This window comes from Actinomadura geliboluensis (assembly GCF_043197915.1).
GTDB lineage: Bacteria > Actinomycetota > Actinomycetes > Streptosporangiales > Streptosporangiaceae > Spirillospora > Spirillospora geliboluensis.
Genome location: NZ_JBICUA010000010.1, coordinates 56,578 through 79,066 on the forward strand (window position 1 = coordinate 56,578; position 22,489 = coordinate 79,066).

Annotated in this window: 20 protein-coding genes and 1 tRNA gene; 4 read left to right on the forward strand and 17 right to left on the reverse strand. The window is 72.1% G+C overall.

Translation table 11 applies throughout. The features are described 5' to 3' along the window. Positions 1–217: 217 nt before the first annotated feature. Genes ACGFI1_RS29620 through ACGFI1_RS29655 form a run of 8 tightly spaced genes read right to left on the reverse strand, consistent with a single transcriptional unit; the run spans position 218 to position 9,516 of the window. Entirely contained in the window at positions 218–1,540 is a 1,323-nt protein-coding gene (locus ACGFI1_RS29620; protein WP_392789915.1) for a glycosyltransferase, read from the reverse strand. After that, the gene (locus ACGFI1_RS29625; RefSeq protein ID WP_392789917.1) at positions 1,533–2,669 is read right to left on the reverse strand and encodes a GNAT family N-acetyltransferase; all 1,137 of its coding nucleotides are present in this window, start codon (positions 2,667–2,669) and stop codon (positions 1,533–1,535) included. Before ACGFI1_RS29625 ends, ACGFI1_RS29620 begins: the two co-directional genes overlap by 8 nt. Then, positions 2,666–3,394 (reverse strand): hypothetical protein, encoded by a 729-nt coding sequence (locus ACGFI1_RS29630; RefSeq protein ID WP_364554123.1) that lies wholly within the window; start codon positions 3,392–3,394, stop codon positions 2,666–2,668. The genes ACGFI1_RS29625 and ACGFI1_RS29630 overlap by 4 nt, the downstream gene beginning before the upstream one ends. Beyond that, on the reverse strand, positions 3,378–4,511 hold the full coding sequence (locus ACGFI1_RS29635) for a glycosyltransferase (RefSeq protein ID WP_392789920.1): 1,134 nt from the start codon (positions 4,509–4,511) through the stop codon (positions 3,378–3,380). The genes ACGFI1_RS29630 and ACGFI1_RS29635 overlap by 17 nt, the downstream gene beginning before the upstream one ends. Beyond that, positions 4,508–5,212 carry a polysaccharide deacetylase family protein gene (locus tag ACGFI1_RS29640; protein ID WP_392789922.1) on the reverse strand — a complete coding sequence of 235 codons (705 nt, stop codon included), beginning with the start codon at positions 5,210–5,212 and terminating at the stop codon, positions 4,508–4,510. The genes ACGFI1_RS29635 and ACGFI1_RS29640 overlap by 4 nt, the downstream gene beginning before the upstream one ends. After that, entirely contained in the window at positions 5,157–6,818 is a 1,662-nt protein-coding gene (locus ACGFI1_RS29645) for a lipid II flippase MurJ (RefSeq protein ID WP_392789925.1), read from the reverse strand. Before ACGFI1_RS29645 ends, ACGFI1_RS29640 begins: the two co-directional genes overlap by 56 nt. Beyond that, complete coding sequence (locus ACGFI1_RS29650) at positions 6,815–8,116, reverse strand: O-antigen ligase family protein (RefSeq protein WP_392789928.1); 1,302 nt, start codon at positions 8,114–8,116, stop codon at positions 6,815–6,817. Before ACGFI1_RS29650 ends, ACGFI1_RS29645 begins: the two co-directional genes overlap by 4 nt. Beyond that, on the reverse strand, positions 8,113–9,516 hold the full coding sequence (locus ACGFI1_RS29655) for an exopolysaccharide biosynthesis polyprenyl glycosylphosphotransferase (RefSeq protein ID WP_392789933.1): 1,404 nt from the start codon (positions 9,514–9,516) through the stop codon (positions 8,113–8,115). Before ACGFI1_RS29655 ends, ACGFI1_RS29650 begins: the two co-directional genes overlap by 4 nt. Before the next feature lie 349 nt (positions 9,517–9,865). On the opposite strand from ACGFI1_RS29655, the gene ACGFI1_RS29660 reads away from it, so the two are divergent. Beyond that, a complete protein-coding gene (locus tag ACGFI1_RS29660) occupies positions 9,866–11,098 on the forward strand; it encodes a L,D-transpeptidase (protein ID WP_392789936.1) in 1,233 nt (410 codons plus the stop codon). Positions 11,099–11,119: 21 nt separating this feature from the next. Here the strand turns inward: ACGFI1_RS29660 and ACGFI1_RS29665 are convergent, their stop codons facing one another. The 3 genes from ACGFI1_RS29665 to ACGFI1_RS29675 form a co-directional block, all read right to left on the reverse strand. Further along, positions 11,120–11,782, reverse strand: a complete 663-nt coding sequence (locus tag ACGFI1_RS29665) for a hypothetical protein (protein WP_392789938.1) — start codon at positions 11,780–11,782, stop codon at positions 11,120–11,122. A 12-nt stretch (positions 11,783–11,794) separates the two neighbouring features. Next, positions 11,795–12,730, reverse strand: a complete 936-nt coding sequence (locus tag ACGFI1_RS29670; RefSeq protein WP_392789941.1) for an aminoglycoside phosphotransferase family protein — start codon at positions 12,728–12,730, stop codon at positions 11,795–11,797. Positions 12,731–12,941: 211 nt separating this feature from the next. Further along, positions 12,942–14,003: a hypothetical protein gene (locus ACGFI1_RS29675; protein ID WP_392789943.1), complete on the reverse strand. Its 1,062-nt coding sequence runs from the start codon at positions 14,001–14,003 to the stop codon at positions 12,942–12,944. Positions 14,004–14,279: 276 nt separating this feature from the next. On the opposite strand from ACGFI1_RS29675, the gene ACGFI1_RS29680 reads away from it, so the two are divergent. Further along, entirely contained in the window at positions 14,280–16,667 is a 2,388-nt protein-coding gene (locus ACGFI1_RS29680; RefSeq protein ID WP_392789946.1) for a tetratricopeptide repeat protein, read from the forward strand. A 106-nt stretch (positions 16,668–16,773) separates the two neighbouring features. On the opposite strand, the gene ACGFI1_RS29685 is transcribed toward ACGFI1_RS29680, so the two are convergent. Together ACGFI1_RS29685 and ACGFI1_RS29690 are read right to left on the reverse strand one after the other, a co-directional pair. Then, the gene (locus ACGFI1_RS29685) at positions 16,774–17,316 is read right to left on the reverse strand and encodes an SMI1/KNR4 family protein (RefSeq protein ID WP_392789948.1); all 543 of its coding nucleotides are present in this window, start codon (positions 17,314–17,316) and stop codon (positions 16,774–16,776) included. A 188-nt stretch (positions 17,317–17,504) separates the two neighbouring features. Next, entirely contained in the window at positions 17,505–17,810 is a 306-nt protein-coding gene (locus ACGFI1_RS29690; protein WP_392789949.1) for a DUF1330 domain-containing protein, read from the reverse strand. Between the two features lie 188 nt (positions 17,811–17,998). Between ACGFI1_RS29690 and ACGFI1_RS29695 the strand changes: the two genes are divergently transcribed. Continuing rightward, entirely contained in the window at positions 17,999–18,901 is a 903-nt protein-coding gene (locus tag ACGFI1_RS29695) for a LysR family transcriptional regulator (protein ID WP_392789951.1), read from the forward strand. A 164-nt stretch (positions 18,902–19,065) separates the two neighbouring features. Then, positions 19,066–19,194, forward strand: coding sequence for a hypothetical protein (locus tag ACGFI1_RS29700; protein ID WP_392789954.1), 129 nt, complete (start codon positions 19,066–19,068; stop codon positions 19,192–19,194). A 147-nt stretch (positions 19,195–19,341) separates the two neighbouring features. Here ACGFI1_RS29700 and ACGFI1_RS29705 read toward each other — a convergent pair whose 3' ends face one another. From ACGFI1_RS29705 to ACGFI1_RS29720, 4 genes are all read right to left on the reverse strand, one after another. Then, entirely contained in the window at positions 19,342–19,587 is a 246-nt protein-coding gene (locus ACGFI1_RS29705; RefSeq protein ID WP_392789957.1) for a hypothetical protein, read from the reverse strand. Between the two features lie 87 nt (positions 19,588–19,674). Then, positions 19,675–19,750: transfer RNA gene (locus ACGFI1_RS29710), tRNA-Thr, on the reverse strand. Between the two features lie 63 nt (positions 19,751–19,813). After that, positions 19,814–21,331, reverse strand: a complete 1,518-nt coding sequence (locus ACGFI1_RS29715; protein ID WP_392789960.1) for an alpha/beta hydrolase — start codon at positions 21,329–21,331, stop codon at positions 19,814–19,816. Positions 21,332–21,904: 573 nt separating this feature from the next. Beyond that, on the reverse strand, positions 21,905–22,480 hold the full coding sequence (locus tag ACGFI1_RS29720; protein WP_392789963.1) for a hypothetical protein: 576 nt from the start codon (positions 22,478–22,480) through the stop codon (positions 21,905–21,907). Positions 22,481–22,489 lie beyond the last annotated feature (9 nt).

A 22,489-nucleotide genomic window follows, 5' to 3' on the forward strand; every position in this document is an offset into this window, starting at 1 on the left:
AGCCGTACGGGCTGCGCGCGCAGGCCGAATTCGCGGCCGCGCACGGCAAGCCGCTGTCGTTCCCCGAATGGGGCTTGTTCCGCAATTCCGACAACCCCGATTATGTGCGGGGAATGCACAACTGGATCATGTCGCACGACGTCGTTTACCAGTCGATCACCGACTACTGCCCGCACGGGGTGTGGTCGTGCGGCGGCAACCCCCGCTCGTCCGCCGCCTACCGGGAGCTGTTCGGCGGGGTGACGGCACCGCCGCCGTCGCCGTCGAACGCGCCGTTCACCCCGCCGGCCGCGCCCGCCGAGCCCACCGGCGCCGCGAGCCCGAAGACCTCGGTCCCGGCGAGGCCGGTGCGGCCGAGCGCGCCCGCCACCGCGCGCCTCTCGCCGCAGGCGTCCTCGCGCGGCGCCTCGTCGGGTGCGCCACCGAGCCCGGCCGCCACCTCGCGGGTGACGGCGGCGAGCGACGCCATCGTCTCCGAGACGTCGTAGGCGGCCGACGCCTCGGCGCCCGCGCGCCCCTCCCGTTCGGCGAGCTCCGGGCACTGGAGCCGGATCGCGAGCTGCGCGGCGAGCGCGCCGGGGTCCTCCGCGGGCACCAGCGCGCCGAGCCCCGGCCGGAGGATCTCCGTGATGCCCGGGATGTCCGTCCCGACGACGGGGCGCCCCATGGCGAGGGCCTCCAGCGCGATCAGCGGCAGCCCCTCCCACCGGGACGGCATGGCGACGACGTTCGCCGCGGCCAGCCAGTCGCGCGGGTCCTCCACCGCCGGGACGAACCGGACGCCGTGCGTCCGGCCCCGCCGCGTCCGCACCGGGTCGCCGCCGGCGCCGACGATCGCGAGCAGCGCGGACGGGCACCGCTCGACGACGGCCGGCCACGCGTCGACCAGGACGTCCTGCCCCTTCTGCCGGGTCACCCGGCCGACGCAGACGACGAGCGGCGCGCCGCTCGGCAGGCCCAGCCGGATGCGCGCGGCGAGCCGCGCGGTGTCGTCGGCCGGGAGGAACCGGCGCAGGTCGACGCCGTTGCGGACGAGCCGGTACGGGCCGCGCACGCCGGCGTCCACGCCGTGGCTCAGCTCGCCCGCGCCGACGCAGACGAGGGCGTCGCTCCAGCGGGCGGCGAACCGCTCCCAGCGGCGGCTGACGGCGGCCTGCCGCCCGGTCGCGGCGAGCCACGACCAGCCGTGCGGCTGGAACATCGTCGGCGTGCCGCCGGGCCGGCGCAGCAGCCGCCCGGCCAGGCCCGCCTTCGAGGAGTGCAGGTGGACGACGTCGGGCGCGAACGTCCGGACGATCCCGCGCAGGCGCAGCGCCTCCCGCAGCACCCCCGGCCCGGGGCCGCGCCCGGCGTCCCAGCGCAGCCACGGCACCCCGGCCGCCATGCAGCGCTCCGGCAGGTCGCCGCCCACCGGGCACGCCACCGCCACGTCCCATCCGCGCCTGCGCTGGTCGCACGCGGCCTGCCCGACGTAGACGGCGACGCCGCCGGCGTTGGGCTGGCTGACGTGCAGGACGCGCGGCGACTCCGGCTCAGTCATGGGAGCCCTGCCCGCTTCCCCGCCGCCTGCTCGCGTGCCGCCGGGACGCCAGGTGCGCGCGGGCCCGGACGACCCCGGCGAACGCGGCGGCCGAGGCCGTCCGCGCCAGGATGATCTGCTCGTTCCGCACCGGCGTCGGCCGCCACTTCAGCTTGTACGGCTCGTCGCCGCGGAGCAGGTTGACGCCCTGGCGGTGGCGGTCCCGGGCGATGGCGAGGTCCTCGCGCAGCATCATCAGCGAGACGTCCACGCGGTCGCGCAGCTCCGGGATCGCGCCGTACAGGTAGGCGCCGACGTACCGGTGCCCGATGAGGACGAGGTCGCCGGCGACGAGCCGGCCGTCCCACCGGTACCGCAGCACGGCGGCGCGCCCGTCCCGGACCATCCCGCTCGCGGCCTCGGCCAGGTGCCGGCGGAACCGCTCCCGGGTGTGCTCGGGGTTGATCGGGCGGCCCCGCCACTGCCGGACGTGCAGGTCCAGCAGGGCGTGCACGGCCTCCGCCGCCTGCTCGGCGGGGACGCTCTCGGCCGTGATGCCGCGCACGTCGATCTTGCGGAGCTTGGCGCGCATCTTCCCGGCGGTGCGGCCCGGCAGCCGGGCGAGGACGTCGTCCATGCCGGCGGCCGGGAGTTCGAGGCACACCGACGCCGGCGCCCGCCACGTCCGGCGCGGCCACCGCGCGGCGACCGCGTGCGCCGCCGACCCGGGGCGGACCTCCCGCAGGTCGATCGCGCACCAGCCGCGCTCGTCCAGCAGCGCCCGGGTGAGGTGCCGGACGGCGCCGTCGCCGTACACGGGGTCGAGGAGGAAGTCGGTGAAGTCGCTCTGCCCGGAGGCCAGCGGGACCAGCACCGGGAACCCGTACCGCGTGTCCGCCATCAGCGGCGCCGCCGCGACGAGCCGGCCCCGGCAGCGGACGAGGACGAGCCGCAGCCGCCCCCGCGTCCCGTACCAGCCCCACCACGACTTCAGCCACTCGTAGGTCTGGAACGGCGTCGCGGCGGGGCTGCGGTCGTACAGGTCGCGCAGCTCGTCCGCGAAGGAGACGAGCGCCTGCTCGTCCCGGTGCACCTCCGCGGACCATTCGACGGCCGGGGTGGCGGACCGGACGGGTGCGACGGCGGTCATGAGGACACCTCCATGCGGTCGGCGGCGGCGGGGGCGGGCACGGCGGCGGGCGGGAGCGCCGCGCCGCGCCGGGCGCCGCGCCGGCCGGCCATGACGGCGGCGGTGAGCCCGGCGAGCAGCACGCCGGTCGCGGTGCCGGCGGCGACGCCCAGCGGCAGGTTCGGCGAGGACGGCGCCGCCGGCGGCTCCGCGAGCGTCATCAGCGCGACGCGGACGCCGGTGTCGGCGCGGTGCGACGTCCCGTACCGGACGAGCGCGTCGGCGGCGGCGTTGGCGAACGCGGCCGCGTCGCGGGCCGTGCGGGCGCTGCCCGCGAGCTTGATCAGCGGCGTGTCCGGCGACGTGGACGCCTGGATGTGCTCGCGGGTGCCGCCCGGCGCGTGCCGCGGCAGCGGGCGCGCGGAGTACTCGAGGGTCTCCGGCAGCGGCGCGAGCCGGCCGTACGCCTGCGCGAAGCTGACCGCCGCCGGGCCGGAGTCGCCGTCCCCGGCGTTCACGACGAGGACGAACGCCGTCGCGGTGTAGGTGGTCGGCGCGAGCAGCGCGTAGCCGAGCCCGCCGAGGAACCCGGCGAGCACGAGCGCGAGCGACAGGCCGAACCGGTGCAGGACGGCGGTGAGCGGTCCGCGCAGCCGCCGGACGGCGGCGTCGAGCGCGCCGCTCCGGCCGGCTCGCGTCTCCCGGCGGCCGAGTGGCCGCCTCCTGGCGTCACGTGGCGGCATCATGAGCCCTTTCTCGTATCGGAACGACCCCGCGGGCGGACGGCTCGGGCAGGTACAGCCGGGCGATCTCGGCGGCCTGCTCGGCGACGGCGTAGCGGGCGACGGCGGGCGGCACGCGCGTCCGGTCCGCGTGCGCGTGCAGGGCGCGGCGCAGTTCCGCGCTCCAGCTCCCGGCGCGGGCGACGGCGGGGAGGCGGCGCGCGCCGGGGGCGTCACCGGGCGGGAGGTCGTCGAGGGCGGGGCAGGCCGTGTAGCGGACGGGCAGCCCGGCGGCGAGGGCCTCCAGCACGCCGAGCCCGAAGGTCTCCTGCGCGGACGGCGCGGCGAGCACGTCCATCGCGGCGAGGGCGCCCGCCACGTCCGACGTCCCGCCGGTGAAGACGACGGGGACGCGCAGGTCGCGGGCGCGGCGCTCCAGCGCGGCCCGCTCGGGCCCGGCACCGACGAGCAGCAGCCGGACGCCCTCCAGCCGGGCGACCGCGTCGACCAGCAGGTCGAACCGCTTGGTCGGGACGAGCCGCCCGACGGCGCCGACGACGGGCTCGTCCGGGAGGATGCCGAGGCGGCGGCGGGTCGCGGCGCGGCGGGCCGCGTCGAACGCGAACGCGGCGGCGTCGATGCCGTTCGGGACCACGACGATCCGGCCGGGCCGCACGCCCCAGCCGCGCAGCCGGTCGGCGACGGTCGGCGACACCGCGACGGTCACCGACCCGAGCCGCTCCGTCGCCCGGTACAGGGCCCGGACGCCGCGCGTCGTCGGGCGTCCCTCGATGTGGCCGTCGCCGAGCGAGTGCTCGGTGGCGATGACGCGGGCCGTCCCGGCGAGCCGCGCCGCGATGCGGCCGTAGACGCACGCCCGGTACAGGTGCGTGTGGACGACGTCGTACCGGCCGCGCCGGATCAGCCGCGCGAGCCGGGGCAGCGCCGCGAGGTCCCGGTTGCCGCGCATCCCGATCTCGTGGACGGGCACGCCGGTGCGGCGGATCTCCGCGCCGAGCGTCCCGGTCCGGGTGAGCGTCGCGACCTCGCAGGCGACCGGCAGGTACCGCAGCAGCAGCGCGAGCTGGCGCTCCGCGCCGCCGTGCTCCAGCCCGGTGATGACGTGCAGCACGCGGGTCACACGTGGCTCCGGCGGCGCAGCTCGTGCCGGACGAGCTTGACCCGCAGCCGCAGCGGCCCGTCCCGGTCGCCGATGTAGGTGCGGGGCAGCGCGTGCCGCGACGGCTCCTCGGGCCGGATGTCGCACGCGTGGTCGTACCCGGCGGCGCGCACCGCCTCGACCTCGCGGGCGGTGGCGTGCCCGTAGGGGTAGGCGAAACCGGTGACCGGCGCCTCGATGATCTCCTCCAGGGCGGCGCGGCTCTCCTCCAGCTCCTCGCGCAGCTCGGTGTCGTCCGTCCCGGGGAGGGAGACGTGGTGGCGGCCGTGCGAGGCGACCTCCATGCCGGCGCCCGCCACGGTGCGGATCTGGTCGGCCGTCATCAGCGGCTTGCGGGGGCCGTCGTCCCACGCGTTGTAGGTGCCGATCCGGCCGGACACGACGTACACGGTCGCGCCGAACCCGTACCGCAGCAGCGCCGGGACGGCCCGGGTCGCGAAGTCGGCGTAGCCGTCGTCGAAGGTCAGCCCGACGAGGCCGCGGGACCGGCCGGCGGCGTGCGCGTCCAGCAGCTCCGCCATCGCGACGCCGCGCAGGCCGCGGGCGCGCAGCCAGGCGAGCTGGCGCTCGAACCGGGCCGGCGACACCGTGACCAGGTGCGGGTCCTCATCGAAGTGGTCGACCGAGTGGTACATCAGCACCAGCGGTACCGGCCTGATCACCTCCGGCGGCCGCTCCGGTCCGGTCAGTCTCGCTGGTTCGGTCGGCTGGCTCACTGGTCTCCCCCGATTCGGTCCGGCCGCGCACGCCGCGGCGCGACCGCAAAGCGATCCATGGAGCAACGAGGTCGGGTCCCGCCAGGACGGTCAGGACCGCGAACGCGGCGGTGACCACGGCACCGCCGGCGGCGAGCTGGACGAGCGCCGGCGCCCCGGCGAGGCCGCGGGCGGCGAGCGCGCCCGCCGCGCAGGCCCCGGCGGCGGCGAGCATCAGCCGGGACACGTCGGCGGCGATCCGGCGCGGCGCGAGCGGCGCGATGCCGCGCCGCAGCCCGCCGAGCAGCAGGACGGCGGCGAGCGTGATCCCGGTGGCGTTGGCGGCGGCGAGCGCGAGCGTCCCGGCGGACGCCGCGAACGCGCTCCCGACGGCGGCGGTGACGGCGAGGCCCAGCGCGAGCACCCGGGCGGGCCGCCACGTCGGCCGCCGCTGCGCGAAGAACGCGCGGGCCGCGAGGCCGACCGCCGACTGCCCCCACAGGCCGAGCGCGTACACCCGCATGATCGACGCGGTGCCCGCCGTGTCCGCGGCGGTGAACTCGCCGTGCTCGAACAGCACCCGGACGACCGTGGGCGCGAACGCCACGAGGAACGCGGTCGCCGCCAGCACCATCGAGCTCGCGACCACGAGGTCCTGCCGGATGCGGCGGGCGACCCGCCGGGTGTCGCCGGCCGCGGAGGCCCGCGCCAGCCTCGGGAACGTCACCGTCACGATCAGCAGCGACAGGACCATCGGCACCTGCGCGACCTTCTGCGCGTAGTTCAGCTGCGAGATCGACCCGGCGGACAGCTCGGAGCCGAGGAACCGCTCGACGAACACCTGCGCCTGCCGCGTCACCGTGTAGACGACGACCGGCGCCACCGCCGCGGCCCCGAGCCGCCACTCGACGCCGCCCATGGGGGCGGGGACGGCGGGGCTGTCGCGGAGGCAGCGCGCGAAGGCCGGTGCCTGGACCGCGATCATCAGCAGGCTGCCGCAGGCGACGCCGACGGCCGCGCTGGTGATCCCGACGAGCCCGGACAGGCCCGCGATCAGCGCGAGGATGCCGACGTTGTACGCGGCGTAGATCGCGGCGGGCGGGCCGAACCGGTGGTGGGCGCGCAGGGTGGCGCTCATGAACCCCGCCACGCCGAACGTCACGACGGTGATCGCCGTCAGCCGCACGCACATCACGGCGGACCCGTCCTCGGCCAGGCCGGGCGCCAGGACGTCCACCACGACCGGGGCCGCGACCACGAGCGTCAGCGTGACCAGCGCGAGGCAGAGCACGATCCGCGGCAGCGCCGAGCCGACGAGGGGGCGCAGCCCGTCGCCGCGCGCCAGCAGGCGGGTGACGACGGGGACCATGAGCAGCGCCATCGCGTCCTCGATGAGCAGCGGCGACACCGTCTCCGGGATCGTCCACGCGACGAGGAACGCGTCGGTGCTGCCGCTCGCGCCGAACATGTGCGCCATCACCAGGTCGCGGACGAACCCGAGCGCGGTGCCCGCGCCGATGAGCACGCCCGACAGCGCGGCGGCGCGTCCGACGGAGCCGGCCCCCGCCGTCATGCCCGGACCGTCCCGAGGGAGCGCGCGGCGACGGCGCCGACGACGATGGCGGTGAGCGCGCACGTCGGCCCGCCCATGTCCGCGTACACGAAGTTGATCAGGAGGAACGCCAGCAGCGCGGTGCCCGCGAGCCAGCACGGGTCGCGGACGTCGCGGCGCCTCCACAGCCCGGCGACGAGCACGGCGAGCAGCGCGCCGAACCCGGCGAGGCCCAGCGCGCCCTGCTCGGACAGGAACAGCAGGTACTGGTTGTGCGGCGACAGCAGCGGCTGCCGCACGTAGCCGTTCACCGGGTCGGCGGTCTCGCTCCCGGACGAAAGTTCGATGCCGGCGTAGGCGTCGCGGTAGGCCGGGAAGTTCTTCACACCGACGCCGGTGACCGGGTGGTCCTCCCAGATCCGGACGGCCGCGGCCCACAGGTTGTACCGGTCGTCCACCGACTGGTCGGGCTGGGTGACCGACGCGGCCATCGACTTGGACCGCTCGACGACGGCCTGCCCGCCGCCGCCCGCCAGCGCGAGCACGACCATGAGGGCGCCACAGCAGGTCAGCACCTTGACCGCCGTCCACCGGTCGAAGACCACCAGGGTGAGGACGGCGGCGGCGCCGAGCGCGATCCAGGTGCCGCGGCTCAGCGCGAGCGCGAGCGCGGCGGCCAGCACGCCGAGCCCGGCCAGCGCGGCCGGGACGGCGAGGCCGCGCACCCGCACCGGGGCGCGGCCAGGGGCGGTCAGCGCGAACGCGGTCAGGATGAGGAACGCGAACCCGGCGACGATCGACATCGCCATCACGTCGAGCGCGCCGAACGTGCCGACGGCCCGGATGTTCCGCCCGTCCATCGACGCGCCGTTGCCGGTGGCCGACTGCCAGATCCCGTACCCGGCCTCCGCCAGCCCGAGCCCGACCAGCGCCGACAGGACGATCACGAGGTCGCGGCGGTCCCGGACGAGCAGCACGACCGCCAGCGGCACCAGCGCGAAGACCTGGAGGTCGCGGACGAACCCGACCATGCTGGTCTCGATGTCCGCGGAGTGGACGGTGCTGATGCCGAGCGCCGCGACCAGCGGCGCGAACGCGGCGAACGCCGCGCGCGGCAGCTCCACCCGGCCCGTGACCAGCAGGAACACCGCGACCAGCACCAGGGCGCCGCTCGCCACGTCCCCCACGGTGACCTGGACGTCGGCCCCCGCCCCCCGCACGCCCGGCGGGATCCCGACGCACCCCACCGTCGCCGCGATCAGCCAGCTCGGCCGGCGGGGCGGCCACGTCGCCGGGAACGGCGCGGCGAGGACGGTCATCCGGAGTCCCGGCAGAGCATCGCGCGGGCCGTCAGCAGCAGGATCTTCAGGTCGCCGGCGAACGACCAGTGGTCGATGTAGTGGTTGTCGAGCCGCGCCCGCAGTTCGATGGAGGTGTCGCCGCGGAACCCGTGGACCTGAGCCCAGCCCGTCATCCCGACCGGGACGCGGTGCCGCAGCATGTAGCCGGGGCAGGTGCGGGCGAACTGCTCCACGAAGTGGGGCCGTTCCGGGCGCGGCCCGACGAGGCTCATGTCGCCGCGCACCACGTTCCACAGCTGCGGGAGCTCGTCCAGCGACGTGTTGCGCAGGAACCGGCCGACCCGCCCCATCCGCTCGTCGTTCTTGACCGTCCAGCGGGTGTCGGCCTCCGTCTCGTCCGCCGGCTTCAGCGTCCGGAACTTCAGCAGCACGAACTCCTCGCCGCCGAGCCCGATCCGCCGCTGCCGGAACAGCACCCCGGGACCGCCCTCGACCCGCACGGCGACCGCGCACACCGCGAGCACCGGCGCCGCCACGACCAGCAGCAGCGACCCCAGCACGACGTCCAGCGCCCGCTTCGCGCGCCGCGCCGCCGGGTCCCGCAGCCCCCAGTCGACCCGCGCGCACGGCAGCCCGGCGAGGTACTCGCGCCGCGCCGCCGCCACCGGCACCACGTCCGACGAGGGCCGGACGAGCAGCGTCTCGCACGGCAGCCCGAACGAGACGCGCAGCACCGCGCCGAGATGGTCGGGGTGGACGTCCTCGGCGACGACGACCAGCGTCCCGACCCGGTACGCCTGGACGAGCGCCGGCAGGTCGGCGATCTCCCCGAGCACCGGCGCCGCCGCGGGACGCCCCGCCGCCACCTGCCCGACCGCCGCCAGACCCAGTTCGCCGCGCTCCCCCAGGATGTCGACCAGGTGCGCGGCCGTCGGGCCCGTCCCGACGACGAGCGCCGGACGCGGCCGCGCCCTGCGGCACCGGTACGTCCGTACAGCGGCGTTCACGAACGCGCGGAAACCGAGCGACATCGTCGCCGCCACCGCCACCGCCCACAGCAGCGCCGCCACCGGATGCGGCAGCAGCACCGCCACGACGGCGCCGACCGCGAGGATCCGGGCGAGCAGCGGCGGGCCGTCGGCCAGCAGCGACGGACTGCGGCGCGTCCGGTACAGGCCGCCGGTCGCGTTCGCCCCGACGACCGCCAGCGCGGCGAGCGCCGCCACGAGGCCGCCCCGCGTCATGGAGACGCCGACGGCCATCGCCCAACCGTCCACCACGGCGACGCACGCCGGCCCCACCCCGGACAGCGTCCGGCCGCCGCGCCCCGACGGGGCGAACGCGGCGAGGTCCGCCGGCGCGAGATCCGCGGGGCCGGCGCCCGATTCGATGGACGGACTCAGCCCCTGGGCGCTCATCGCACGTCCCTTCACCAGACAAGAACTCACCGGGAGGTGACTTTGCGGGGGCCGTCGCGGGCGGCCACGCTCAGCATCGCAACTGGTCAGGGCGCGGATCGCCGCTTTTAACCGGCCGCACCACACTCTTGAAGAGAAGATCGACCGAGCGCCCCGAGCGTCAGCGGACACGAAAGATCCGCCGAATGCGCCCCCGGAGGCGAACCTTCGGGGGACCATGGACGTCCTAACTGATCGGACGCCGCCACCTGGCCGCCGCGCCCCGCGGGCGAGGCGGGAATAAGGGCCGTTCCGTAAGCGATCTTGTTGCCGTCCCGCGGCGCGCGGGCGGGCCGGATGAAGGAGCACGGTGCGAGGTAAGGCCTTGGTGTTGGCGCTGGTCCTGGGACTGGCGACCGCGTGCGGCGGCGGTGACGGGCAGACCGGCGGCGCGACCGCGAAGGGCGGCGACGACGGTTCGCCGCAGGTGACGATCAGCCCGGCGAACGGCGACGGCAAGGCCCGCCCCGACCAGGGCGTCACGGTGAAGGCCGCCGGCGGCACGCTCGGCACGGTCTCGGTCAAGCTGAAGGGCGCCGACGTCCCCGGCAAGCTCTCCCCCGACAAGACGACCTGGCGCTCCACCTGGACGCTCCAGCCCGGCGGCCGCTACCAGGTGTCGGCGACGGCGACGTCCGCCAAGGGCAAGTCCACCACCGCGACCAGCGCCTTCCGCGCCAGCCGCGCCACCGCCGCCACCCGCGTCAACAACGTCGTGCCCAGCGAGAACGAGACCGTCGGCACCGGCATGCCGGTCTTCGTCCAGTTCAACAAGGCCGTCCCGGAGAAGGCCAAGCCCGCCATCGAGCGCGCCACCGAGATCTCCTCGACCACCCCCACCGAGGGCGCCTGGCGCTGGCTCAGCGCCGGCGAGTCCTTCAACGGCCTCCCCTCGATGGTGTTCCGCCCGAAGCACCCGTGGAAGCCCCGCCAGCGCGTCACCGTCAAGGTCCACTACGCCGGCCTGAAGATCGGCGACGACGTGTTCGGCGACCGGGACGTCACCCGCACCTTCAAGGTCGGCGACTCCCACGTCATCAGCATCAACGCCAGGACGCACCGGCTCGCCGTCAAGAAGAACGGCCGCACCGTCCGCACCTGGGGCGTCAGCCTCGGCGCCGGCGGCGACGTCCAGCGCGACGGCGTCGACCACCTGCTCACCACCAGCGGCGTCCACCTCACCATGGACCACGTCCGCCTGGAGCGCATGCGCCCGCCGGGCAAGAAGAAGGGCGACCCCGGCTGGTACGACGAGAAGGTCCCGTGGGCGACCCGCATCTCCAACAGCGGCGAGTACATCCACCAGAACATGGACGACCCGACCTGCCTCGGCAAGCGCAACTGCAGCCACGGCTGCGTCCGCTCCCCCGCCGCCGACGCCCAGTGGTTCTTCCACTGGTCCTACCGCGGCGACATCGTCAGGATCACCGGCACCGAGCGCAGCCTCCAGTGGACGAACGGCTGGGGCTACTGGCAGCTCTCCTTCCCCAAGTGGACCGAAGGCAGCGCCCTCCACAAGCCGATAACCACCACCCAAGCCTGACCCACGCGGGATGTCGAAGCCTCAGGTGGCGGGCGTATCCCGCCAACGCCTGCCACTCGGGGTGAAGACGAAGGCTTCGGCGAACGGCCCATCGCCGCCGCACCGGACCGCCAGGAGAACAGGCTCGTCGTGAGCCGGCCACCGCGACTCGTCCCCCGGGTCGGCGCCGTTCCACAGATGGAAGAACACCATCGGCTCGTCCGCGTCCTCACCGAGATAGCCGAGAGTCTTCTCGTACCAAGGATTCGTGCTGCCGAGCAACACCGACGGCGGGCCGAACTCGGCGACGACATCACTCCACAAGCGGTCTCGACCGGCCCAATGCCCCGCCCTCTCGCGCAGGGCGTCGTATTCGAACCCGGTCAGCACGCGGTCGCTTTTGAGCCAGCCCCTGCGATGCGCGAATTCCGCGTAGACAGAGGCCACGGCCTTGGCGTCTTTCCCCGGAAGCACCCCGTCGAACGCACCCATCACTCCGCGTGACGTCCACGCCCCGCGTTCTGCCAGCCGGTGCTGTTCCTCAAGAAGCCCGTCCGGCTGCCGCTCCAGGAACAACAGATGGTCGAGCACCATGCGGATGCCCAACTCCCCGCCCAGCACTTCGGGCCTGCGCAAGGCGAAATTGAGCCTCTCAACGAGGTAGCGGTGAATGTCTTCCGAGGAGGCGAGCACCGGAGCGGCCATTCCTTCATTCCCCTACCGGTGGTTCAGCAGGGCCGTGGCAATGGCGACCTGGGCGGGTTCCAGCGCCGTCTTACCGTCCTCGATGTCCCACAGGGCGTTCTGCAGGACGCGGCCGAGCGTCCAGCCGGTCGCTCGGCGGCGGTCGAGTTCGAGGACCTCGGTCAGCAGGTCGAAGCGCCGGAGGACCGCCCGAGCCACATTGCCGGTGGCCTCCACCTCGTCCCACCGGTTGTCCAGGGCGGGCAGCAGCTCGAACCCCGGATCGCCCGCGAGCGGTTCCGGGTCGATCGCCAACCATGGTTCCCGCTCTCCGGCGAGGACGTTGTCGTAGTGCAGGTCCCAGTGCAGCAGCCGGTCGCCGGGCTCACCGACCAGCTCGGCCACAGCCCCCGCGCACGTGCGCACCAGCCGCCGATCGTCAGGGTCGCGCAGTAGCGGCACTGCATGCGGCACCTGGTCGAGCATCTCCGAAGCGACGTCGGAAAGCCGCCGCAGCCCCTTCGGAGCGGGCACCGAGGTCAGCCGGGCCATCAACTCGGCCAGGATCTGCACCGCCGCGACGTCGTCGGCCACCGTGGACAGGGGACGAGCCGCGTCCAGCCGCTCCAGCAACTGCGTGGCGCTCGCGTCGTCGTGGTCGAGCAGGCGCACGACCCCGTTGCCGTCCCATGCCCGAAGCCCAACGGCAGTACCGGCGGTCTCGTCCCGAAGCTGCTGGAGCTTCAGCGCAGCCGGAGTACCGTCCGATCGGACCACCGGCAGGACCAATGAAGCCATGCCGTAGGCGGACGGACCATCGAGCCGCAGGTCCCAGCGCTCCAGGAACTCACCGCCCAGTCGCGGCAGCTCGGCGACCCACGCACGCTCCTCAGCGCCGTGCGCACCATAGGACGCGGCGAACGCGTCCGGAACATGAATCGACCTGGTCACGGAAATCTCCTTCGTCATATGAGAGCCAGAGGCGATGAACGAAGGAGACAACGGAGGTGCCCGAGCATCGGGCAGGCGTCAACGCATGCACTCACCCTACCCGAACAAGATCACCGCCCAGGATCGTCCAGGCAGCGCACCTTGCGACACAGCGCTACTTACTCACAATGACCCGCAGACGGTCATTCAGGACCCTGCCAAGCGCACCAACTCGACCGGAACCCAATCATCAGGGAGACGTAAGCACGAGAGGCGAATTGATCTGCGTGTTGCCGGCCACCCAGATCTGTCCACTCGGCGCGACGGAGACGTCGTGCGCCCACGCCTCAATCGGAGTGGTGAACGTCTGCCAGGCACCGCCCGCGTATCGCAGCAGCGGCGCGGGGCCGTACAGGAAGGCGCGGCTAAGGACCACGAGCGGATTGCCATCCTCGTCCAGCCGCACCTTCTTGCCGTAGCCGTCAAAGGCACCGGCGGGGGCCGCCGTCCACGTCTGGCCGTTCCAGCGGTACAGGGTGTCCCAGGTGAGCGCCCAGACCGTTCCGTCGGCAGCGGGCGCGACGCTGGCGACGCAATACTGCGTGGGGAGCGGGGGCAGCGTCGTCCAGGCAGTGCCATTCCAGCGCAGGGCAACCGATTCCTGGCTTTGGACGGCGGCGTTGTAGCGGCAGCCACCGGCCCATGCCTCGGTGGCGCTGCGCGCTTGGAAGTCCGCCAGTCCTTCCGGCAACGAACTGGCACCGGGGTCGGCCTGCCACACATCGCCCACGCGGCGGTACAGCGCGCGCAGGAAATGGTGCTCGCTCGGGCCGCGCACGGTGATCTGAAGCCACACCCCGGCCGGACCGGCCCACAGACGGGTGTCGTACGCGTATGTTGCATCGGCCGGCAGGGCGACGGGCTGGAACGCTCTGCCGTCGAACCGCGCCAGATAGACCTTTTCCCCGCCCTGGACGCCCCAGGCCCAGACTTCCCCGCCGTACGCGACGACTTCCGAAATACCCCCGTTCCCGGACCAGCCGTTGAGCGGGTACTCCTTCCACTGCGAGCCCATCCGGCGACGTACCACCGGGTTGCCGACGCTGTCACCGACCTGCCCCTGCCGTCCGGCAACCCATGCCTCGGTGTCAGAAACGGCGGCAACGCTGTGCACCCCTGCCCTGGGCCACAGGAACGGCAGCGGGACGTCCCTCAGCGCGGCGGGCTGGGTCTCGGCATGGACGGCGGACACAGGAGCCAACGCAACGACCGCAACAGCCACAGCGGCCAACCGGACGCGGAATGATCTCATCCCGACATCATGCGGTCTGCACCAAAAAGATGCCAGTGTTCACTGGAAAGAACCTCAGCCGCGACGCTCAGACGAGCCTGGCCGGCGGTGGTGGTCCGGTCGTTCGATTGGCGGGGCGGGCCGTCGAGGGCTCCCGACGGTCTTGCTAACCACAGGAAGTGCCCAGAGCCCGGCAGGCGGTTGAAGACCTGGTCACGGAGCTGAAGCAGGCGGTCGGGCCGGTCCTGAGCGTCCTAAGAGGCAGGGCGTTCGCGATGACGACGGTATCTTCCGATCGTGGGTTGGGATAGCGAGGGTGTGCTGGCGGGCCGGTACCGGAAACTCGGGCCGATCGGGCAGGGCGGGATGGGCGCGGTGTGGCGCGCTTATGACACCGATTTGGAACGCGAGGTGGCCATCAAGGAACTGCGGGTTCCCGAGCAGGTCAGCGAGCAGGAACGGCGCGTGTGGTACGCGCGAATGGGCCGGGAGGCCCGGGCCGCCGCCCGGCTGAGGCACCCGGGGATCGTCACTGTCTACGACCGGGTGATGGGCGAGGACGGCCGTCCGTGGATCGTGATGGAGCTGATCCGGGGGCAGTCCTTGGATCACCTGCTGGCCGAACGGCAAGTCCTCCCCAAGCAGCAGGTCGCCGTGATCGGGTTGGCGGTGCTGGAGGCGCTGTCGGCCGCGCACGCGCACCGGATCGTGCACCGCGACGTCAAACCGGCCAACGTGCTGCTGGAGGGCGATCGGATCGTCCTCACCGACTTCGGCATCGCCGCGGTGGAGGGCGATGCCACCCTCACCCGTCCTGGCGCCGCGCTGGGCACTCCCACCTATATGTCCCCCGAGCAGGTGGCCGGCCAGACCGTCACTCCCGCCTCGGACCTGTGGTCACTCGCCGCGACCTTGTACGCGGCGGTGGAGGGGCGCCCACCGTTCGCCGCCCCCACGTTCGGGGCACTGTTCGTCGCCATCGCCACCCAGGACCCCGTACCGCCCGAATGCGGCGGGCCACTCGCGCAAGTCCTGAACGGGCTACTGCGCAAGAACCCCGCCGACCGGCTATCCGTCGCACAGGTCCGCGACCTGCTCACCACCGTCACCGAGCCCGGCACCCAGTCCCGCCGATCTGCTGACCAGAAATCCGCGCCCACCCGCAGCTTTACGGACGACGTGACGCTCCTCCGTGGCCCCATATCCTCCCCAGAAGACAAAGGACGGTCCCAGCCAGCCCGTGCTGCCAAGGATCTGCCCGAGCATGCAGAGGTCGCCAAGTACCGGGAGCTGGCCGAGGCCGACCCAGGCCGCTACCGTCCCGACCTCGCCCGATCTCTGAGGCAGCTCGGCAACGCCCTGAAGAAGCTGAACCGCCATGCCGAGGCGGCGACCGTCAGGCAGGAGACGGTCGCCCTCTACCGGCGGTTGGCCGAAGCCAACCCCGGCCGCTACCGCCCCAGCCTCGCCCTGGCGCTGCACAACCTCGGCTTCACCTTGGGGAAACTGGACCGCCATGCCGAGGCGGTACCCATGCAGCAGCAGGCGATCGCCATCTACCGGGAGCTCGCCGAGGCCGAACCCAGCCGTTACCGCCCCGACCTCGCCGTATCGCTGCACGAGCTCGGCAACACACTGTGGAAACTACAGCGCTTCACCGAAGAGCTGGCTGTAGAGCAAGAGGCAGTCTCCATCCGCCGACAGCTGGCAGAAACCAACCCTGAGCCCTACCGCCCCGACCTCGCCCTAACGCTCCACAACCTCGGCCTCACACTGTGGAAACTGGACCGTCTCGCCGAGGAGCTGACTGTAGAGCAGGAGGCAGTCGCCATCCGCCGGGAGTTGGCGGAGGCCGACCCAAGCCGCTACCGCCCCAGCCTTGCCCAGACTCTGCGCAACCTCAGCTTCACCCTGAAGCGGCTGGACCGGCATGCCGAGGCGGCACCCATGCAGCAGCAAGCGGTCGCCCTCTACCGGCAGTTGGCCGAAGCCGACCCAGACCGCTACCGCCCCAACCTCGCTCAATCGCTCCACGAGCTCGGCAACACGCTGTGGAAACTACAGCGCTACGCCGAAGAGCTGCCCGTGGAACAAGAGGCGGTCGCCATCCGCCGACAGTTGGCCGAAACTGACCCAGACCGCTACCGCGCCAACCTTGCCCTATCGCTCCAAAACCTCAGCTTCACCATGGGGAAACTGGACCGCCATGCCGAGGCGGTCCCCGTAAGGCAGGAGGCGATCGCCCTCTACCGGCGGTTGGCGGAAGCCGAGCCAGACCGTTACCGCCCCGACCTCGCCGTATCGCTGCACGAGCTCGGCAACACACTGTGGAAACTACAGCGCTTCACCGAAGAGCTGGCTGTAGAGCAAGAGGCGGTCTCCATCCGCCGACAGCTGGCCGAAGCCGACCCAGAGCGCTACCGCCCCGACCTCGCCCTATCGCTCCACAACCTCGGCCTCACGCTGTGGAAACTGGACCGTCTCGCCGAGGAGCTGACTGTGGAGCAGGAGGCAGTCGCCATCCGCCGACGTTTGGCGACCGCCAACCCTGACCGCTACCGCCCTGGCCTCGCCCAATCCCTGAGCAACCTCGGCAACACCTTGAAGAGGCTGAACCGCCATACCGACGCGGAAGCCGTGAAACAGGAGGCAGACACCATCCGCCAGCAGCTAGGCCAAACCTGACCCCAACCGCAACCACCCGCTGACATAGCCGCCAACCTTGAGCACGTCTGCGTCGAGGAAGAACGCCGGCGGCGTCGAACGTGGTGCCGTCGTCCGCGCCCTGTACTCACCGGCACATCGCGTCGATCAGGTCTGTGAAGTTCGGGAATTCCGCTCGCGCCGCTTCCACGATCTCCGCCGTGGAACGGCGCCCACCCGGCGCGTACTGCTCCGCGATCGCGCGAAAGACCTCGCTCGGCTCCGTTTTACGACCTGGATCCGTGATCGCCTCATGCGGCCCCGAGCCTGCCGCGAACAACCAAAGCAGGTCGCCGAGGTCGCGGGCCATCACGCCGCACTCGCCCTCGGAACCGAGGTAGACGACAGGCTGCTCGACGATGGGCGCACCGGGCCGAGCAAGCCAGAAACCGACATAGTCGCCGGTCCCGGTGGCGCCGAAGAAGCGGAACTCGCTGCCATCGACCTCTTCGTTGCCGGTCCACAGGCGAAACCACCACGCGGTCTCCGCAGGCGCTTCGAACCGTTCATACAGCTCGAAATCACAGCCGTGAGCCTCGTCGGTTTCTTCGTCCCATTCCCACTCGAAGCCCACCTTGGCCACTTCGGCCAGAGCGATGGGCAGCGTCAGATCTTCGGGGGCCTCCGTCATTTTGAGATGCTAAACCACCTCGCATCTGGCAGTCAGAGGGCTTCAGACCTCCGCCCTCCTGGTGTGCGACGAGATCAGTCCGCCCAGGAGCGTCCTCACATCCCTCCTGACCAGCGTCGCCCCCCTCCCGCACGCCCACACCCGGCACGATGGGCGAGCCCGCACGGCCGCCGAGGCGGTGCCGCTGGTCAGTCGATGCCTTCGACGATGCGGAAGTCGCGCTCGACGCCGTCGGGGAGGGCGACCAGCGCCCTCTGGTATGCCTCGCTCTCGTATGCCGCGACGGCCTGTTCAAAGCTGTCGAACTCGATCAGGACGACGCGTTGCGTGATTCCGGCCTCGTGGGCGACGACTCGACCGCCACGGGACGGGAGGAGGGCCAGGTTGCGCCCGCCCCCAGCCTGGACAGCCGGACCGGCCAGCTTGTCGTAGGCAGCCAGCCTCTCAAGGTCGGAAATGGCGGGGTAGACACTGACCCAGTAGCCCTTAGCCATGGAAACCTCCAGTGTTCGGCCGGACACGTCCGACTTCGAATTGACACTCAGATCGATCGATCCCGGCGACCGGTACTGCGGTCGGCTGAATCGTCATATGCGCAGGTTAGGACTCGATGTGCGGTCGAGGGAAAGACCATTACGGGATAGACTCAGAACGGATCGTTATCAATCGACGGGGAGGGCACGTGGCGCCGGATACGGTGAGCCTGCGGTACTTCCTGGTGCTGGCGCAGGAGTTGAACTTCACCCGCGCGGCCGCACGGATTGGTATCGCACAGCCCGCGCTCAGCGCCCGGATGCGCCGATTGGAGGCGGAACTCGGCACGGCCCTGCTAGTCCGCAACACGCGTAGCGTCGTATTGACCGCAGCCGGTGCGGCTTTGGCGGAGTCCGCGCCGCCCGCGCTGGCGGCGCTGGACCGGGCCTGGGACACCGCCCGGAGCGCGGCGGCCGGTGAACTGGGCACGCTGCGCATCGGATACAGCCTCAGCACCGGGGCCGAGACGGCACCGGCCCTGGTGGACAGGCTGATTCGCGGCAACAGCGGACTCGAGGTCGGCGCGGTCCCGATGGCGACACCGGAGATCTCCCCCGCGGTGGCCGACGGCCGCATCGATGCCGGGATCACCCGCGGTGAACAGCCCGGCCGCGGCGTGCGCCGGTTCTTGCTGCGGCGTGAGCGCATCGGGGTTCAGTTGGCGCAGCACCATCCGCTGGCCGAACACCCGGAGATCGAGATCGCCGACGCGGCCGCGTATCCCCTGCGACTCACCGACCGTGCGGCCAACCCCGTGGTTCACGATCAGCTGTCCGCACTGTTCCAAGACACCCGACCACGCCCCCGATTCCACACGCCGGCAGTCTCTTTCGACATGTCTCAGCGCGACCTGCTCGACGGGGTCACCCTCGCCCCGGCCGGAGAAGCCGCGGTCACAGCACAACCGGCCGGCCTCACCTGGCGACCGCTGCGGGGCGCGCCCAGCCTGACGATCCACCTGGTCCTCCCACGCGAGCAGTCGCCGCTGCACCGCCGCATCCGTACCGTCGCCAGAACCCTGGCGCACGAGCTGAACTGGCTGCCGGACTGACGCTCAGGAGGTCAGGCGAGACGGACGCCTGCGGTGGCGAGGCCGAGCACCTCGCCCCGCCTCGGCTACGACCGCCTCCGCGTCCTGATGGACACCCACCTCGGCCTCGGCCTCGGCCCCACCAGCTTCGCCACTCGGCCGCCACCCACCTCGGCGAGCAGAAAGTGCCACTGCAGCTCATCACGGCCAAGACCCGGCGCAAGAACCCCCGCAGCGCCATGCGCTACACCCGTCCCGGCGACGAAGCCGTCGCCGAGATCACCGGCATCCTCGCCCTCCGACGCACCCGTTGATAGACACACAAATCCCGCCGGTCACCTGCCCCGTCCGCCGACCTGCTAGACAGCCCTCCTGGACGCCCGTGGGTCCCATCGCCGTCCAGGCTCGTCCAGCCCCGCCGTTAGCGACCCTCGTCCGCGCCGTGCTCCTCGTCGGCCTGGTCATCCAAAGGCCGCAGGCGCACGCGCGCCGCATGAAGCCGTTCGCGGTAGTCCGGCATGAAGATCTGGGGGCAGACGTGTCTCCAGCTGGCCGAGCACGCTTGACAGTGCCATCCACTCGCCACGGTCCTCAAAAATCGCCTCGACCTCCTTGGCGCTGATGTCGAGGACCAGGCGGTGAGCGAAGTCGTACAGCACGAAAGCCTCATCCGGTGAGAGCCGGATCAACTCGTCAGAACTGGACATGGGCCACACGCTACGCGGCCACAGCGCTGCTGTTAGCAAGCCCGTTGGCAAAACGGCCCCTTCCAAGATCGGAAGGGGCCTTTGAGGTGGAGCCGCCTATCGGAATCGAACCGATGACCTATTCATTACGAGTGAATCGCTCTGCCGACTGAGCTAAGGCGGCGTGCCGTGCGGGGCACGGCGGGATGAAGTCTACCGGGTGTCGAGGGGTGGGTGTGCACGGGTTTCAGCCGCAGGTGGTTCCGGACTTGGGCGGGTCGGTGGTGATCAGGTAGTTGTCGGTGGCCTTGGTGATGCACGGGTTGCCCTGGAGGTAGGCGGTGTGGCCGTCGCCGTTGAAGGTGAGGAGGACGCCGCTGGAGAGCTGGCTGGAGAGGTTCTGTGCCCACTTGTAGGGCGTGGCGGGGTCGCGGACGGTTCCGATGACGACGATGGGGGCCGCGCCCTTGGCGGTGATGGGTTTCGGCTGCTGGTTGGTCTGGAAGGGCCAGTAGACGCAGGGGAGGCCGCCCCAGACGACGAAGGGGCCGAAGCGGGGGGCGACCTTCTGGGCCTCGTCGGCGGACTTCTTGTAGGCGGCGAGGTTGGACGGGTTGGGCTTGTCTATGCAGTTGACGGCCATGTTGGCGTCGGTCTGGTTGCTGTAGGTGCCGTTGGGCTTGCGTTCGACCATCTCGTCCGCGAGGGCCAGGAGGACGGTGCCGTCGCCGCTCAGCGCCTGGACGAGCGCCTGGCGGAGGACGGGCCAGTACTCCTTGACGTAGAGCGCCCTGGCGATGCCCATCACGGCCAGGGACTCGGTGACCTTGCGGGAGTCGCGGGTGTTGCTGAGCGGCTTCTTGTCGGTGGCGGCGAGGAAGGACTCGATCTTCGCGATGACGGCGTCGGAGGTGGTGCCGAGCGGGCAGTTGCCGGACTTGACGCAGTTGTCGGCGAAGGCGCGGAGGGCTGTCTCGAAGCCCTTGGCCTGCTCGATCAGGAGGTCGGTCGAGGAGAGCCGGGGGTCGACGGCGCCGTCCAGGACGAGGGCGCGGACGTTCTTCGGGAACTGCTCGGCGTAGAAGGCTCCCAGGTAGGTGCCGTACGAGGCGCCGTAGTAGGTGAGCTTCTCGTCGCCGAGGGCGGCGCGGAGGACGTCCATGTCGCGGGCGGCGTTGGCGGTGCCGACGTAGGGCAGTTTCGAGGCGTCCTTGGTCCTGCAGCGCTGGGCGAACTCCTCGCTCTGGACGCCGAGGGCGTTCGTCTCCCGCTGGTCGTCCGGGGACGCGTCGGTGGCGAAGAACTTGTCGAGTTCGGGGCCCGTGTTGCAGCGGACGGGATCGCTGGCGGCGACGCCGCGGGGGTCGAAGCCGACGATGTCGAAGCGGCGGCGCAGGTCGTCCCCGAACGTGCGGGCGGCCTGGCGGACGAAGTCGACCCCGGAACCGCCCGGCCCGCCCGGGTTGGTGAGGAGCGAGCCGATCCGTTTTGATTTGTCCTCGGCCGGGAGCCGGATCACGGAGATGCCGATCTTCGCGCCGGTCGGGTCGGAGTAGTTCAGCGGCACCTGGACGGTCGCGCACTCGAAGCCGTTGTCGCAGGCCTTCCAGGACGGTTTCTGGCCGTAGAAGGACTTGAGGTCCGCAGGGACGCTGGCCGGCACCGTCTTCTTCTCGCCGTCGGCGTCGCTGCTGCTACTGCTGCATCCGGTGGCCATCGCCAGTACCAGCACGGTGGCCGCACTGATGAACCTCGCTGCCTGCACCCTGGTCCCCGTCTCGTCATAGCGGCACGTACGCCGCCGCCTACGCTACGTCGGCGCGGCGGCAAAGGGCCACCATAGGGCCGAGACGGGGCCCGCGTGGCGCGGCGCGGGCCCCGTCCGTGCGCCATGCCCCGCGGGGTCGGGCACGGCGCGTCCGGGCGGTCGTTCGGGCCGAGCGGCCGACCGGACGTTTCTAACCCGGGCCGCCGCCGGGCGGTCCCTCTGGGCCGCTGCCGGGTGGTCGTCCTCCTCGGCCATCGCCGGGACGTTGCGGAGCCAGGGATGCGCATGCCTGCATGGCCTTCTGTTCCTCCGCCGATCGGGTTGGACGGTTGGAGGGTGCACCGCTCGGACGGGTGGGCGGTGCGTTGGTTGGGCGGGTGGTCGGTCTGTCGGTGGGGCGGCCTCCTTCTGGGAGGTTGACGCCCTGTTTCTCCAGGCAGGCGCGGAATGAGGCCATCGGGTCGGCGGCGCCGGGCTTGTCCGACTCTCCGCCTCCGCAAGCGGCGGTGAACAGCAGCAAGGCTGCGCCCAGCGCGTAGGTCGGTCTCATGGGTCTCCTCAGTCCTCGGGTCAGCGGGCCACGCCCTGGTTCACGGTGGTCGCGGTGAGCGTGCCGTCCGCGGCCTTGGTCCCCCGGACGGTGACGTTCGCGCCCGAGGCGAGGTTCTTCAGGTCGCCGTCCTTGGTGATGCGGACCCTGGTCTCCTCGCTGGTCGCGACCTTCACCGTCTGGCCGGACGTCGTGCGCAGGTAGAGCGTGTTGCCGGTGACCTTCACGACCGTGCCTGTCGTGGTGTCGCCGCCCCCTGCGAAGCCTCCGGGGCCCGGGCCCGGGGCGTTGCCGGGTGGCTGCGCCCCGGGCATGCCGCCGTAGCCGCCTTGGGGGCGTCCGGCGGTGAAGCCTCCGGCCGAGCGCTCGGAGCCGTCCGATGACCACTTCTGCGCCTGGACGCCGCCCAGGAAGCCCGCGACCAGGATGATCCCGGCGGCGAGGTACAGCGTCGGTCCGGGCAGGGAGCGGCGTTGCGGGCGTGCCGCCAGCGTGGCGTCCAGGTCGTCGGCGAACGGGGGGCTGGACAGCAGTTCCGCGTCGTCCGAGGGTGCGCGCGGGCCGGCAACGCGCTTGCCGGGCGGTTCGGGGCTCACGGTTCTCCT